At 73.4% G+C, this 14,974-nt stretch carries 12 protein-coding genes; 9 read left to right on the forward strand and 3 right to left on the reverse strand.

Annotated features, from left to right (window positions below; genetic code table 11):
- Positions 1-1,566, forward strand: coding sequence for a hypothetical protein (locus ACLQ2X_RS20750; RefSeq protein WP_425682725.1), 1,566 nt, complete (start codon positions 1-3; stop codon positions 1,564-1,566).
- Between the two features lie 10 nt (positions 1,567-1,576).
- Positions 1,577-2,623, forward strand: a complete 1,047-nt coding sequence (locus tag ACLQ2X_RS20755; protein ID WP_425682726.1) for a glycosyltransferase — start codon at positions 1,577-1,579, stop codon at positions 2,621-2,623.
- A gap of 62 nt (positions 2,624-2,685) precedes the next feature.
- On the opposite strand, the gene ACLQ2X_RS20760 is transcribed toward ACLQ2X_RS20755, so the two are convergent.
- Positions 2,686-3,915 (reverse strand): glycosyltransferase, encoded by a 1,230-nt coding sequence (locus ACLQ2X_RS20760; protein WP_425682727.1) that lies wholly within the window; start codon positions 3,913-3,915, stop codon positions 2,686-2,688.
- Between the two features lie 196 nt (positions 3,916-4,111).
- Here ACLQ2X_RS20760 and ACLQ2X_RS20765 point away from each other — a divergent pair, with 196 nt between their 5' ends.
- The 6 genes from ACLQ2X_RS20765 (at position 4,112) to ACLQ2X_RS20790 (ending at position 10,374) form a co-directional block, all read left to right on the forward strand.
- Entirely contained in the window at positions 4,112-5,152 is a 1,041-nt protein-coding gene (locus ACLQ2X_RS20765; RefSeq protein ID WP_425682728.1) for a polysaccharide biosynthesis protein, read from the forward strand.
- The gene (locus tag ACLQ2X_RS20770; protein WP_425682729.1) at positions 5,146-6,267 is read left to right on the forward strand and encodes an NAD-dependent epimerase/dehydratase family protein; all 1,122 of its coding nucleotides are present in this window, start codon (positions 5,146-5,148) and stop codon (positions 6,265-6,267) included. The genes ACLQ2X_RS20765 and ACLQ2X_RS20770 overlap by 7 nt, the downstream gene beginning before the upstream one ends.
- Before the next feature lie 48 nt (positions 6,268-6,315).
- A complete protein-coding gene (locus ACLQ2X_RS20775) occupies positions 6,316-7,620 on the forward strand; it encodes a glycosyltransferase family 4 protein (RefSeq protein ID WP_425682730.1) in 1,305 nt (434 codons plus the stop codon).
- 12 nt (positions 7,621-7,632) lie between these two features.
- On the forward strand, positions 7,633-8,358 hold the full coding sequence (locus ACLQ2X_RS20780) for a sugar transferase (protein WP_425682731.1): 726 nt from the start codon (positions 7,633-7,635) through the stop codon (positions 8,356-8,358).
- Complete coding sequence (locus tag ACLQ2X_RS20785; protein ID WP_425682732.1) at positions 8,352-9,302, forward strand: NAD-dependent epimerase/dehydratase family protein; 951 nt, start codon at positions 8,352-8,354, stop codon at positions 9,300-9,302. The genes ACLQ2X_RS20780 and ACLQ2X_RS20785 overlap by 7 nt, the downstream gene beginning before the upstream one ends.
- A 61-nt stretch (positions 9,303-9,363) precedes the next feature.
- A complete protein-coding gene (locus tag ACLQ2X_RS20790) occupies positions 9,364-10,374 on the forward strand; it encodes a DUF389 domain-containing protein (protein WP_425682733.1) in 1,011 nt (336 codons plus the stop codon).
- Here ACLQ2X_RS20790 and ACLQ2X_RS20795 read toward each other — a convergent pair.
- Both ACLQ2X_RS20795 and ACLQ2X_RS20800 read right to left on the reverse strand, forming a co-directional pair.
- Positions 10,337-10,774: a hypothetical protein gene (locus ACLQ2X_RS20795; protein WP_425682734.1), complete on the reverse strand. Its 438-nt coding sequence runs from the start codon at positions 10,772-10,774 to the stop codon at positions 10,337-10,339. The two genes, ACLQ2X_RS20790 and ACLQ2X_RS20795, sit on opposite strands and share 38 nt — an antisense overlap.
- A 125-nt stretch (positions 10,775-10,899) precedes the next feature.
- Positions 10,900-13,398 (reverse strand): Tex family protein, encoded by a 2,499-nt coding sequence (locus tag ACLQ2X_RS20800; RefSeq protein ID WP_425682735.1) that lies wholly within the window; start codon positions 13,396-13,398, stop codon positions 10,900-10,902.
- Between the two features lie 62 nt (positions 13,399-13,460).
- Here ACLQ2X_RS20800 and ACLQ2X_RS20805 point away from each other — a divergent pair, with 62 nt between their 5' ends.
- Positions 13,461-14,972: a deoxyguanosinetriphosphate triphosphohydrolase family protein gene (locus ACLQ2X_RS20805; protein WP_425682736.1), complete on the forward strand. Its 1,512-nt coding sequence runs from the start codon at positions 13,461-13,463 to the stop codon at positions 14,970-14,972.
- Positions 14,973-14,974: the final 2 nt, after the last annotated feature.

A 14,974-nucleotide genomic window follows, 5' to 3' on the forward strand; every position in this document is an offset into this window, starting at 1 on the left:
ATGCGCGCTGCCCGTTCCGAGGTGGCGGTAGCTTCGGAGGTTGTCGTCCATGAGGAAACCGAGGTGAACGGGCCGGGTGCCGGCGCAACGGTACCGACCGGGCGCTCGTCGGCGAGACACGGGCGCGGGGCCGCCGTCCTGGCCGGCGTGGGCTGGCTGTGCCTCGGCAGCCTTCCGCTCCTCCTCGGCACGACGGCCGGACGCGGTCAGTGGGGATTCGGCGGCACCGTCCTCTTCGGTGCGCTGTCCGTGCTGTTTGGGCTTTGGGTCTTCTGGCGGGACGGAGGTGCCCGGGTCACCACGGTCGGCGCCTACAACCTCGGGTTCGCACTCTTCGTCGGCTTCGCCGCGCTGTACCAGGCGCTCGCCTCCGGGATCGAGGCTCCGGAGTTCCCGCTGTTCCGTCCCGTCGCGCTCGGCTACTTCGTCCAGGTGTCGACGTGGCTGGCTTTTTGGGCGGGCAGGAGCACCCGCGCAACCGCCGGAACGCTCGTGACGACCACACCGGAGGTGGCTCGCTGGGCTGTGCGCTGCGGCGCGCTGCTGTTGGCGCTCGCGGTACTGCTGCAACTGTCGTTGCCAGAGCGGTTCCAGCATCTCCTGATCAGCTCTGCGGGATTCGTCGGGGTCATCATGCTGGGTGTCGGGCTGCTGCCGACGACCCGCAGGAGGCCGTCTTTGATGTACGGGTTGGTGCCGGTCGCCGGGCTCGTCATCTACTACCTGACTCTCTTCGACAGCTTCGGCCGTCTGGTGCTGGGCGCGCTCGCGCTCGCCCTGGCGGTCATCGTCGCCAATCGGGGCAACGGCCGACCGGTGAAGGCGGTGATGCTGGCCGTGGCTCCGCCGACTCTCGCCTTCCTCGCCAAGATCCGTGCATCCCCGACGCCGCCTCCTGCGGGTACCCCCAGGACGGAGTGGGACAGCGATGGGCTCTTCTCGGTGGTGGGCCCCTTCCACGACTTCGCCCAACTGTTGAGCCTGAGTGACCTCGGCCTACTGCCCAAGGCGTGGGGGGAGAGCTTCTACGCGGCGGCGGTGATCCTCGTACCCCGTTCCATCTGGGAGGACAAACCGCGCGGCCTGGGCGCGGTGCTCGTGCCCTACCTCTCTCCCCAGCTGGCCGGCACGGAACACTCCGACGCGGCGCTCTTCTTCGGCGAATGGCTCTACAACTTCGGCCTGGCCGGCCTGGTGTTGATGATTCCGGTCACCGGGCTGGCGTTGCGAGCGGCGGACCGCGTGGTCCTGGCGGCCAGTAAGCCCCTGATCGGGACGAGGCGCGGGGTGATGGCATACGTCGCCGCGATCGTACTGCTCGTCGGGGCACTCGACCTGATCTGGGTCGGCACCGCGACGTTCGCCGCGCGCGCCGGGTGTCGACTGCTGATACTCGCCGCGCTGTTCGTCATTCATGCCCTGTTCTCCCGTGCGCCCACCGCCGCGCCACCGCAGAGCCCGCCGTTGCCGTCCCGACCCGTGCCGTACTCGCGGCCGGGTACGACCTCGATGGCGTCCCTGGCTGGCGGCGGCGCTCCCGAGCCCGTTCGCCGGCGTTGTAGATGAGAGAGCGGTCATGATCGTATTTGTCCTCGAGTCCCGCACACCCCATCACAACCCGGTTCTCGACCGGCTCGCCGCCCGACTGTCCCGCCCGGTCCAGGTTTTCTACGTCTCGGCCGACGACTCCGCACGCGGCTGGGGCACGGTGGAGCCGTCCCACTCGCACAGCATCCTTCGAGGGCGCACACCCTGGTGGCTATTTGTCCGTGCCCTGACGGCGCCGGATCTCGAGGCCGTGTGCCTCTTCGGTTACCGGGGCGCGGCCCGGATCGCCGCGGCAGTGGTAGCCCGTCTGCGTCGGGTGCCGCTGGTGATGCGCAGCGACAGCAACGTGTCAGCGGAACTACGCCGGTCGCGGAGCCGGCGGGCGGCCAAGAGGTGGTATCTGCGGATGCTGCTCGGCGAGCCGGAGATCTGGTCCGTGGGCACCGCCAACGAGGCGTACTGGCGGCTGCTCGGCTTCCGGCGGCTCCGGCACATTCCCTTCGCGTTGCCGGAACTGCCCGACGGGGAGAGCGGAGCGTCGGCAACGCGGGCGACGCTCGGCGTCCGGGACCGGTTCGTCTTCGTCTTCGTGGGCCGGCTCGAGCCGATCAAGGGGGTGGATCTGCTCCTCGGCGCGTACGACATCGTGCGCGACAAGGTGCGCGACGGGGCCACGGCCCTGGTGGTCGTCGGCGGCGGCAGTCTGGCCCCGGACGTGGCACAGCACTGCGCGACCAGGGCGGACTGCCACTACCTGGGCCCGATCGATCACGGTCGCCTCGGCGCGGTCTTCGCCGCCGCGGACGTGGCCGTCGTGCCGTCCCGGACGGATGCCTGGGGCCTGGTGGTCAATGAGGCACTGGGCTTCGGGACGCCGGTGATCGCCACTGTCGAGGTGGCCGCCGCCAATGACCTCGTCACGCCGGAGAACGGCCGCCGGTGTCCGGCCGACGTCGTCGGGCTGGCCGACGCGATGCTCGCCGAGTACCACGGCGGGCCACGACGGGTGCCGCGACTGGTCGCGGTGGACGTGGCCGCGGCGATGGCCGAGCGGCTCGACCGGCTGAACAGCTGACCGGGCCGGTGGTGGGCGGGCGCGTCGCGCCGACCACTGACCACCCCGGCCGGCCGGGGTGGTCAGTGGTCGGTGAGCACCCGACGTCCGGAGTCGGACGGGCCGAGCCGGCGGGCCCGGCGGTGCGCGTCCTGGACGGCGCGGAAGTAGGCGTCGCGTTGCGGCACGAGGCGTCCGGCGGCGTACCGGCGGGCGCGGGCCAGGTTCTCCGCGGAGGCCTCGGTCATCAGTTCCGGGTTGCTCGACAGCCGCCGGACGGCCGCGGCCAGGCCGACGGCGTCGTCCGGCGCGACCAGGTGCTGTGCCGGCAGCAGTTCCGGGATGCCGCCGACGGCCGACGCCACGGCCGGCAGCCCGCGGGCCATCGCCTCGACGAGTGCCTTGGGGAGCCCTTCCGTGCGCGACGGCATGACGAAGAGGTCGGCCGCGTCCAGTTGTTCCCGGACCGCGTCGCCGGAGGGCAGCGGGCCGGTGAAGGTCACCTGCCCGGCGATGCCGAGCCGCTCGGCCAGCTGGGCGAGCCGGGGCCGGAAGCGGCCGTCGCCGACGTGCACGAGCCGCGCGGCGAGACCGTCCGCGCGCAGCCGTGCCACGGCGGCGAGCAGGGTGTCGATCCCCTTGTACATCTGGTCGAGGGAGCCGACCGAGACGAGCGTGACGTGGGGGAGCTGCGGTGCCCGGCCGCGGGGCTGGTCGGCGTAGGCGTGCGGCGGCAGGTCCACGTCGGAGCAGACCGCGGTCACCGTGCGCGGGCCGGCCGGGTACCGGTCCTGCAGGTACCGCTCGGTCACGTAGGAGACGGCGACCGCCGAGCGGCACAGGTGTCGCAGCCGGCTGGTGTACCGCTGCCGCAGCAGTGGCCGCAGCGGATGGTCCACGACGCCGGGTGCGAACACCGCGTACGGGTCGGCCATCACGTCGAGGGCGTAGGGCAGCCGCTGCCGGTCGCGCGCGGCGGCGAGGACCGAGCCGATGGCGGACGGCACGCGCAGCACCACCGCGTCCTCCGGGGACGCCGCCGACGCCACGGCCCGCCGGATCGCCGGGTACTGCTGCAGGTACTGCCGGGGACCGTGGTAGTGGGGGATGGGCCAGACATCCACGTCCGGCCCGTCCACGCGGTTGGCCGCCCGGTCCAGCTCCGGGACCGCCCGTACCCGGGCGACGACCCGGACCTGGTCGAACACCCGCAGGTAGTCGGTGAAGAAGCGGTAGGCGGGTCCGTCGTACGTCCAGACCGCCCCGTCGGGGGTACGGACGTAGCGCGACTCCACCGTGACGGTGGCTCTCATCGGTCCTGCCTTTCCGGAGGGCGCCGGGGCCGCCGGCCGAGCGGCCCGGCGGCCGAGGCGTGACCTGACGACCCGTCTTTCGTTGAGAAAGTGTTGTATAAGACAGAACGTGCCAAAGGTGCTTTTCGGTACGGCAGACCGGCCCCCTCCCGTGATCGCGACGGCCCGTATCCCGCACGAACCAAGAGGAGTGGACGTGTCCTTTCTGCCCTCCGGGTGCCGCGTCACCGTCACCGGTGGTACCGGGTCATTCGGCAAGACCATGGTGCGCCGGCTGCTCGACCACGACGTCAGCGAGATCCGCGTGTTCAGCCGGGACGAGGCCAAGCAGGACCTCATGCGCCGGGGCCTGGGCGACGACCGGGTGCGGTACTACGTGGGCGACGTCCGGGACTTCGACAGCGTTCACCGGGCCACCCGGGACGTCGACTTCGTGTTCCACGCCGCCGCGCTCAAACAGGTGCCGTCCTGCGAGTTCTTCCCGATGGAGGCGGTCCGGACCAACGTCCTCGGCAGCGAGAACGTGATCATGGCGGCGGAGCGGAACGGGGTGGCCTCCGTGGTGCTGCTCAGCACCGACAAGGCCGTCTACCCGGTCAACGCGATGGGCATCAGCAAGGCGTTGATGGAGAAGGTCGCCCAGGCGCACGCCCGGAACCGGCCGGACAGCACGACAGTCGTCTCCTGCGTCCGCTACGGCAACGTGATGTACTCGCGCGGCTCGGTCATCCCGCTGTTCGTGGAACAGATCAAGGCCGGGCGGGCGCCGACGGTGACCAGCCCCGCGATGACCCGGTTCCTGATGTCCCTGGCCGAGTCGGTGGACCTCGTCGAGCACGCCTTCCGGCAGGCCCGTCCCGGTGACATCTTCATCCACAAGGCGCCCGCGTGCACCGTGGGTGACCTGGCCGAGGCGGTGTGCCAGCTCTTCGACGTGCCGACCAAGCTCGAGGTGATCGGCGTCCGGCACGGCGAGAAGCAGGACGAGACGCTGGCCAGCCGCGAGGAACTGGTCCGGGCCGACGACTTCGGGGACGTGTTCCGGGTGCCGGTGGACGCCCGTGACCTCAACTACGAGCTCTACGTCTCCGAGGGCGAGGTGGGCCGCCCGCCGATCGAGGACTTCACCTCCGCGAACGCGCCCCGGCTCGGGATCGCCCAGATCAAGGACCTCCTGCTGACCATTCCGGAGATGCGCGCGGAACTGACGCTGCGGGAAACGGTGCCGGCGTGCTGAGGCTCGCGCTCACCGGCGCCGGGGGTTTCCTGGGCTGGCACGTACGCGTGCTGGCCCTTGCCCTGGGCTGGCCGGCTCCGGTCGTGGTCACCCGCGCGGACCTGGCCGACCCGGCGCTCGTGGCGGCGCGGATCGACGGCGCGGACCGAGTGCTGCACCTGGCCGGGGTCAACCGGGGCGATCCGGCCGAGGTCGCGGCGGGCAACGTGGGACTCGCCTCGGCCCTCGCGCGTGGGCTGGAGCGGTGCGCCACGCCGCCCGGCGCCGTCGTCTACGCGAACTCGATCCAGGCCGGCAACGGCAGCGCCTACGGTGATTCGAAGGCGGCCGCCGCCGCGACCCTCGCCGCCGTGCGCCCCGACCTGGTCGACCTGCGCCTGCCCAACCTCTACGGGGAGCACGGCCGGCCCGGTTACCACTCGGTCGTGGCGACCTTCTGCCGTGTGCTCGCCGACGGCGGCCGGCCCGAGGTGCACCAGGACCGGCAGTTGGCCCTGGTGCACGCCACCGACGCGGCGGCCCGCCTGCTCGACGCCCCGCCGGGAGGGCCGTGGGACGCCGCCATGCCGCAGTTGCGCATCGGTGTCCGGGCGCTCGCCGACCGGCTCGCGGAGATCGCCGGCTGCTACCGCACGGGTGAGATCCCGGCGTTGACCGATCGGCACGCGGTGCGCCTGTTCAACACCTACCGCTCGCACTGCTTCCCGTCGCACCAGCCGCTGCCGTTGCCCCGGCGGTCGGACGCGCGGGGCGACCTCGTCGAGGTCGTCAGGGCGCACGGCGGGCCGGGGCAGACGTTCTGTTCCTCCACCCACCCCGGCGTCACCCGGGGGGAGCACTTCCACCTGGCGAAGGTGGAACGGTTCTGCGTGGTGCAGGGCAGCGCCGAGATACGCCTGCGGCGAGTCCTCGACGACGAGGTCGTCCGGATCCGGGTGGACGGCCGCGAGCCGGTCGTGGTGGACATGCCCACGATGTGGGCCCACGACATCACCAACACCGGCTCGGGCGCCCTGGTCACCCTGTTCTGGGCCAACGAGGTCTTCGATCCCGCCCGGCCGGACACCTGGGCGGAACCGGTGGAGCTGCGACCGCGCGCCCCGGTCCCGGCCTGACCGGTTGCCGGCCGTCCACCCCCGAACTACCCACGACGAGGTGCCGAGATGCGGTTCGGCTTGCTGACCCAGTGGTTCGACCCGGAGCCGGGGCCGGCCGGGCTGCCCGGTGTGCTGGCCCGCGGTCTGGCCGCCCGGGGTCACGAGGTGCGGGTGCTCACCGGCTTCCCGAACTACCCGACGGGCCGGCTCGCGCCCGGCTACCGGATGTCCCGCCGCCGCGACGAACACCTCGCCGGGGTGGAGGTTCGTCGGGTCGCGCTCTACCCCAGCCACGACGCCTCGGCCGTACGCCGGATGGCGAACTACGGTTCGTTCGCGCTGTCCGCGCTCGTGTCCGGTGCCGGGGCGCTGCGCGGGCTGGACGCGCTGTGGGTGGGGAACTCCCCGGTCACGGTGGCGTTGCCGATGTGGCATGCCCGGCACGTGTGCCGGGTGCCGGTGGTGCTCCACGTGCTCGACCTCTGGCCGGACACCCTGCGAGCCAGCGGCTTCCTCGGCGCCGGCGCCGGCACCGGCGGCCGGGCCGTCGAGCGCTGCCTGCACGGCTGGTGTGGGGCGATGTACCGGTCGGCCACCCGGGTGGCCTACATCTCGCCCGGCGTGCGGGACGTCCTGCGGGGCCGGGGGGTGCCCGAGGACAAGCTCACCTACATCCCGTTGTGGGCGGACGAGAGACCCCCGACACCGCAGCGGGACCTCCGTGCCGAGTGGGGACTGACCGACGACCGGGTGGTGCTGGTGTACGCCGGAGCCCTGGGGGAGGCGCAAGGGCTCGACGCGTTGCTGGACGCTTGCGCGCTGGTGCGTGACCCTCGGCTGGTGTGCCTGATCGCCGGGTCGGGTGTCGCGGAGGACCGGCTGCGGGCGCGCGCCCGGTCGGCGGGCCTGGACCACGTGCGGTTCCTGGGCCGGGTGCCCGCCGAGCGGATGCCGGCGGTGATGGCGGCCGGCGACCTCCACTTCGTGAGCCTGCGGGACACGGCGATGTCCGCCTGCACCATGCCGAGCAAGATGCAGGCGACCCTTGCCGCCGGCCGGGCGCTCCTGGTGGCCGCGCCCGGCGACGCGGCCGAGGTGGCGCGGGAGAGCGGTGCCGGCATCACCGCCCGGCCCGGTGATCCCGAGTCCATCGCGGCGGGCCTGCGGGAGGCCTGCCAGTTGGGGCGGGAGAAGCTTCGCCTGCTCGGCCAGGCCGGCCGCCACCACTACGAGCGCCACTTCGCAGCCGACCTGGGGATACGCCGGGTGGAGCAGGAGTTGCTGGCTGCGGCGGCCGGCGGGCTGAGGCCGGGCGCCGTGGTGGGACGCATGACCTTTGACCGATCGTACTTCGACGCAACTATGTCCTGATATGGGTAAGTAATGACCTCTGATGTCTCGTGGCGACGTGCCACCGCCGAACCGCACCGACCCCCGCGCGGCACGTCGCGCCCGTACGACCGCTGGAAGCGCCTGTTCGACCTGCTCGGCGCCACGCTGGTGCTGGTGCTCGCCGCGCCGGTCATGGCCGCGGTCGCCCTGGTGGTGCTGGTGACGCTGGGGCGGCCGGTGCTGTTCCGGCACACCCGGCCGGGGCTCGACGGGAAGCTCTTCGACATGGTCAAGTTCCGCACCATGCACGATGTCGACCCGGCCCGCGGGCTGGTGAGCGACGCGGCCCGGCTCACCCCGGTGGGGCGGTGGCTGCGCGCCACCAGCCTCGACGAGCTGCCCGGATTCTGGAACGTCCTGCGCGGCGACATGAGCGTCGTCGGCCCTCGCCCGCACCTGGTCCGCTACCTGAGCCGCTACGACGCCCGCCAGGCCCGCCGGCACGAGGTGCGGCCCGGCATCACCGGCCTCGCCCAGGTGCGCGGCCGCAACGCGCTCAGCTGGGAGCAGAAGTTCGAGTACGACGTGGAGTACGTCGACAGGCGCTGCCTGACGCTGGACCTGCGGATCCTGGCCGCCACGGTCGCGGTGGTGATGCGCCGGGAAGGCATCTCGGCGCCCGGCGCGGCCACCTGGCACGAGTTCACCGGCAACGGGCACCCCGACGAGCGCGTACGCCGGGAAGCCGGGACATCCGTGGAGTCGGGAACGTGGTGAGGACCGTCCTGCTGTTCGGGTCGGGCGGGTTCCTGGGCCGGCACATCCGTCGCGTCCTCGACCCGCATTACGTGGTGCGCTGCCCGGACCGGCAGGAGTGCGACCTGGTCACGCTCGACCTGCCGGCGCTCGCCGCGTTGCTGGGCCGGGAGCGACCCGACGCCGTGGTCCTCGCGGCCGGCCGCATCGTCGGCTCCGGGTACGACTTCGTGCAGGCACACGTCACGGTGACGGCCAAGATGATCGAGGCGATGGCGGCCGCCGCCCCCGCCGCCCGGCTCGTGCGGATCGGGTCGGCCGCCGAGTACGGCCCGGTTGCCCGCGACGTCGCCGTGCGGGAGGGCGACCCGGCCTCGCCGGTCGGCGCGTACGGGGTGAGCCACCTCGCCGCCACCCGGCTGGCCGAACTCGCCGGTGCGTCCGGCCGGGTCGACACGGTGGTGCTGCGGGTGTTCAACCCGGTCGGGCCGGGCATGCCGCCCGGGAACGTACTGGGGCGGGCGGCGGGGCTCATCAGGGCCGCGGTCGAGCGCGGTGACGACCACGTCGCACTGGGCCTGCTCGATTCCTGGCGGGACTTCGTCGACGTGCGGGACGTGGCCGGCGCGGTGCTGGCGGCGGTGCGCTGCGGTGCGCTGCCGCAGCGGGTGTTCAACGTGGGGAGTGGGCGGGCGACGGCGACCAGGGAGGCCGTTCGGCAGCTCGCGGACATCGCGGGTTTTCCCGGGGAGATCCGCACGGGCGCGTTCGGGGCCGACGCGACCAGGTCGGCGGCGGTGCCCTGGATCTGCGCGGACATCGGGCGTGGTCAGCGACTGCTCGGCTGGACCCCGGCCCACCCGCTGGCCGACTCGCTGACGGCGCTGTGGCGGGAGACCGTCGAGCGCGTGCCGGGGCTGGTGCGGCAGCCCTCCGGCCGGACGACGGACGTGCGCCACACCTGACGTCGCCGCCCGGTACAGTGCTGCGGCCGACGCCACGGACCGCCCGACAGGGAGCCCGCCAGTGCTGCACTTGAGGATCATCGCCCCGGCCGACCGTGCCGCGGAGGTCGCCGACCTGCTGGCCGAGGAGCCCGGGGTGGCCCATCTGGCCGTCCTGCCCGGCGCCGCCCGACGACCGGCCGGTGACCTCATCCTCTGCGACATCGTCCGGGAAAGCGCCGACCAGGTGCTGCGGGTGCTCCAGGAGATGGGCGTCGAGGCGCGCGGCGCGATCTCCGCCGACGACGTCGAGCTGACGCTCTCCGGGGCGGCGGAACGGGCCGCCCGGGCGGCCCCCGGGCACGGCGAGGACGCTGTGGTCTGGGAGGAGATCGCGGCAAAGACCGGCGAGCAGACCGTCCTGACCGGCACGTTCCTGGCGTTGATCGTGGTGGCCACGATGATCGCCGGCATCGGGGTGCTGCTGGACCAGCCGATCCTCATCGTCGGCGCCATGGTGGTCGGCCCGGAGTTCGGCCCGCTCGCCGCGCTCTGCGTGGCCCTGCTGCGCCGGCAGCCGCGGATCATCGGTCGGTCGGCGCACGCGCTGGGCGTGGGCTTCCTGGCGGCCATGGTGATCACCGTGCTGAGCACCTGGGCGCTGACCGCCGCCGGCCTGGTCGACCGGGAGATGCTGCTCGCCGACCGGCCGCTGACCGACTTCATCTGGCGGCCGGACGCGCTCTCCTGGGTGGTCGGCCTGTTGGCCGGCATCGCCGGGATGCTCTCGCTGACGTCGAAGAAGTCCGGGTCCCTGGTGGGCGTGCTGATCTCGGTGACCACGGTGCCGGCGGCGGCCAACGTGGCGGTCGCGGCGGCGTACGGGGTCTGGCACGAGGCGACCGGTTCGGCCGTCCAGTTGGTCATCAACCTGACGGCGATCGTGGCGGCCGGTCTGCTCACCCTGCTCACCCAGCGGTGGTGGTGGCGGCGCCTCGGCCGGCGGACGGGCACGGACGTGCCGCGGCAGCGGGCCGACCGGCCGGCCCGCCGGCTCAGTCCCAGCCGTCACCCGCGGCGAGACGCCGACTGAGCAACGCGGCCAGGGGCCAGGACTCCCCGTCCCGGCCGCCCCGGCCGACGACCAGCGGCGGCGGCGACGGCTCGGGGTGGGCGCCGAACAGTCGCGGTCGCAGGCCGGCCGGAACGGTCAGCAGGTAGAACCGGCCCCGCACGTCGACCGCGCGGCTGCGCGCGCGGTCCACGTACCACCCGACGAGCCGGGTGCGGTAGCGGGCACGCCCGTCGTAGGACACCGCGGTGATCCGGTCGGTGCGCAGGCCGAGCCGGGTCGCCTCGGCGGCGAACCGGGCGACCAGCCCGGCCGCCTCCGCCTGTTCGGCCGCGCGCTGCGCCGCGTCCGCCCGCGCATGTGCCCACACCGCGCGGCGCTGGTGCTCCCGCCATTGCAGGCCGTCCTCCGCCACCCCCACACGGTACGCCGCCGGGTCGCCGCTGCCGCACGAGCGGCGGCGGGACGAACCGCCGACGATGCGGTGGTGACGTCAGCTCGACAGGCTCCCCGGGCAACTGCCGACCTGCGGGGCAGCGCTGGTCGTCAGGCCAGCCCGGCCCGGCGAAGCGCCTCCGCCATCGCGTCGTTGGCCGGCGCGGCGTCGCGCCCCGGCCGCTGCTGCGGACCGCCCCGCGACCCGCCGGCACGATCGCCCTTCGGCGCGCCGGTCCGGTCACCCCGCGCTCCGCCGGCTCGCTCGCCCTTCGGTCCGCCGGTCCGGTCACCCCGCGCTCCGCCGGCTCGGTCGCCCTTTGGTCCGCTGCCCTGGCCGCCGCGCTCCCGCCGTCCGCCGTCGCCCGCCGAGCGACCCCCGGCCGGCGGCTCGTCGTCCAGTCGCAGGGTCAGCGAGATCCGCTTGCGCGGCACGTCCACGTCGAGCACCCGGACCTTCACCACGTCGCCGGACTTCACCACGTCGCGCGGGTCCTTGACGAAGGTGTGCGACATCGCCGAGACGTGCACCAGGCCGTCCTGGTGCACGCCGACGTCGACGAACGCGCCGAACGCGGCCACGTTGGTGACCACCCCCTCCAGCACCATGCCCGGGGTGAGGTCGCCGATCTTCTCGACGCCCTCGACGAAGGTGGCGGTGCGGAACTCCGGACGCGGGTCGCGGCCGGGCTTCTCCAACTCGGCCAGGATGTCGGTGACGGTGGGCAGGCCGAACGTGTCGTCGACGAAGTCGGTGGCGCGCAGCCCGCGCAGGATCGCCGACCGCCCGATCAGGGCACGCAGGTCCTGCCCGGTGGAAGCGAGGATGCGGCGCACCACCGGGTATGCCTCGGGGTGCACGCTGGAGGAGTCCAGCGGGTCGTCGCCGTCGGGGATGCGCAGGAAGCCGGCGCACTGCTCGAACGCCTTCGGCCCGAGCCGTGCCACCTTCTTCAGCTGGCCCCGGGTGCGGAACGGTCCGTTGGCGTCACGGTGCAGCACGATGTTCTCGGCCAGCCCGGCCCCGATGCCGGAGACCCGGGTCAGGAGCGGCGCGGAGGCGGTGTTGACGTCCACGCCGACCGCGTTCACGCAGTCCTCGACCACCGCGTCCAGCGAGCGGGACAGCTTCACCTCGGACAGGTCGTGCTGGTACTGCCCGACGCCGATCGAGCGCGGGTCGATCTTCACCAGCTCGGCGAGGGGGTCCTGGAGGCGGCGGGCGATGGAGACCGCGCCGCGCAGCGACACGTCCAGCCCGGGCAGTTCCTGCGAGGCGTACGCGGACGCCGAGTAGACCGACGCGCCGGCCTCGGAGACCACCACCTTGGTCAGGGTCAGCTCCGGGTGCCGCTTGATCAGGTCCGCGGCCAGCCTGTCGGTCTCCCGGCTGGCGGTGCCGTTGCCGATGGCGATCAGCTCCACGCCGTGCGCGGCGGCGAGCGTGGCGAGGGTGTGCACCGAGGCGTCCCACTGCCGGCGCGGCTCGTGCGGATAGATCGTGTCGGTGGCGACCACCTTGCCTGTGGCGTCGACCACGGCCACCTTCACACCGGTCCGCAACCCCGGGTCCAGGCCCATCGTCGGCCGGGCGCCGGCGGGCGCGGCCAGCAGCAGGTCGCGCAGGTTGGTGGCGAAGACCCGCACCGCCTCCTCCTCGGCCGCCTGCCACAACCGCATCCGCAGGTCCGCGCCGAGGTGGATGAGGATCCGGGTGCGCCAGGCCCAGCGCACCGTGTCGGCCAGCCAGCGGTCCCCGGCCCGGCCGTGGTCGGTGACGCCGAAGCGGCCGGCGATGGCCGCCTCGTACCGGGTGGGGCCGGCGGTCGCGTCGGCGTCACCGTCGGACTCCGGGTCCATGGTCAGGTCCAGCACGCCCTCCTTCTCGCCGCGGAACATGGCGAGGATCCGGTGCGAGGGCAGCTTCGGGTACGGCTCGGCGAAGTCGAAGTAGTCGGCGAACTTCGCGCCCACGGTCTCCTGGCCGTCGCGTACCCGGGAGACCAGGCGGCCCCGCGACCACATCTGCTCGCGCAGCGTGCCGATCAGGTCGGCGTCCTCGGCGAAGCGCTCGATCAGGATGGCGCGTGCGCCGTCGAGGGCGGCGGCCGGGTCGGCGACGCCGCGCTCCGGGTCGACGTAGCCGGCGGCGACCGTCTTCGGTTCCTGCGTCGGGTCGGCCAGCAGCGTGTCCGCGAGCGGCTCCAGCCCGGCCTCGCGGGCGATCTGCGCGCGGGTGCGGCGCTTGGGCTTGTAGGGCAGGTAGATGTCCTCCAGCCGGGACTTCGAGTCGGCCGCGAGGATCTGCGCCTCCAGGGCCTCGTCGAGCTTGCCCTGGCCGCGGATCGACTCCAGCACCGCGGCGCGTCGCTCGTCGAGCTCGCGCAGGTAGCGCAGCCGCTCCTCCAACGTGCGCAGTTGCGCGTCGTCGAGCAGGCCGGTGGCCTCCTTGCGGTAGCGGGCGATGAACGGCACGGTGGCGCCGCCGTCGAGCAGCTCGACGGCGGATCGCACCTGACGTTCGGCGACGCCGAGTTCCTCGGCGATCCGCTGGTGCACAGACTGGGTCACGATTGTCATCCGCCTTCTCCGGTGGTGTCCGCCCTGCATTGTGCCGTTCGCCTCCGCCCGGCAGTGCCCGGCCCGCCACCTCCTGCGCTAGCGTGGCGATCATGGACGTACCTGCGGATCCGCGGGCCCGGCGGCTCTTCGGGGGCAGCGCCCGGGCGCTCGGCGACCTGGCCGTCGGCCCGTTCCGGGCCGACCGGGACCGGATCGTCGCGTCGCCGTTCTTCGCCCGGCTCAACGGCGTCACCCAGGTGATCAGCCCCGGCGGGTCCGGGTTGCTGGTGCACAACCGGCTCACCCACAGCCTCAAGGTGGCGCAGGTGGCCCGCGCGATCGCCGAACGGCTGATCGCCGACCCCGGCTACCGGGACCTGCTCGACAAGCTCGGCGGCTGTGACCCGGACGTGGTGGAGGCCGCGGCGCTCGCCCATGACCTGGGACACCCGCCCTTCGGGCACCTGGGGGAGCGGGTCCTGGACCGGCTGGCCCGGCAGCGGCTCGGGCTGCCGGACGGGTTCGAGGGCAACGCGCAGTCGTACCGGATCGTCACCAGCACCGAGATCCGCGGGGCGGCGACCACCGGGCTGGACCTGACCGCCGCGGTCCGGGCGGCGCTGCTGAAATACCCCTGGACCCGGCTGGACCATCCCGACCCGCATCCGCGCCACCTCGACCCGGCGCCCCGGGGTGCCGCGGCGCCGCCGGAGGACCCGCAGAGCGGGTCGGTGAAGTTCGGGGCGTACCGCACCGAGCTGGACGACCTGCGGCAGGCCCGGGAGCCGTTCGCCGGGCGGATCCCGCAGTGGCAGCAGACCCCGGAGGCGTCGGTGATGGACACCGCCGACGACATCGCGTACGCGATCCACGACGTGGAGGACTTCTACCGGGTCGGGGTGCTCCAGCAGGGCACGGTCGCCGCCGAGCTGATGGCCTGGCAGCGCGAGTGCGGGCACCTGCGCTCGATGACCGCCCCGGCGCTGGCCGCGGCGGGTCGGCGGCCCGGGACGGCGATCGAGCGGCTGCGTCGCCAACTGCACCGCAAGGACGCCTGGGTCGCCGACGACGAGGCGTTCGCCGCCGCGGTCGAGCACGTCCGGGAGGAACTGGTCGAGGGACTGCTGGCGCTGCCCTTCGACGGCTCGATCGAGGCGGAGCAGTACGTGGCCCGGTTCTCCGCCCGCTGGTCCACCCGGTTCGTGGACGCCATCACGGTCACCCCGGAGCCGGACGTCCGCTCGGGGTACGTGCTGCTGGGCCGGGCGCAGTGGCACGAGGTGCAGGTGCTCAAGTTCGTCCACCACCGGTTCGTGCTGGCCCGGCCGGACCTGGCGCTGCACCAGCGCGGTCAGGCGCGGTTGCTGGGCGCACTCGTGGAGGCGCTCTGGGAGTGGCTGCTGGACCCGGAGGAGGAGTCGCGCCTGCCGCGCCGGCTGCACGACCTGGTGGAGCTGGCCGAGGCGGAGCTGCACCCGCGTACCCCGGACCGGATCGGCCGGGCCCGCGGCCGGGCGATCATCGACTTCGTCGCCCAGCTCACCGACGGTCAGGCGGTGGCCATGCTCGACGCGTTGTCGGGCCGCTCCGGGGCGCTGTGGACGGACGCCTTCGTGCTCTGAGC

The organism is Micromonospora sp. DT31, assembly GCF_049841795.1.
In the GTDB taxonomy this organism is placed as follows: domain Bacteria; phylum Actinomycetota; class Actinomycetes; order Mycobacteriales; family Micromonosporaceae; genus Micromonospora.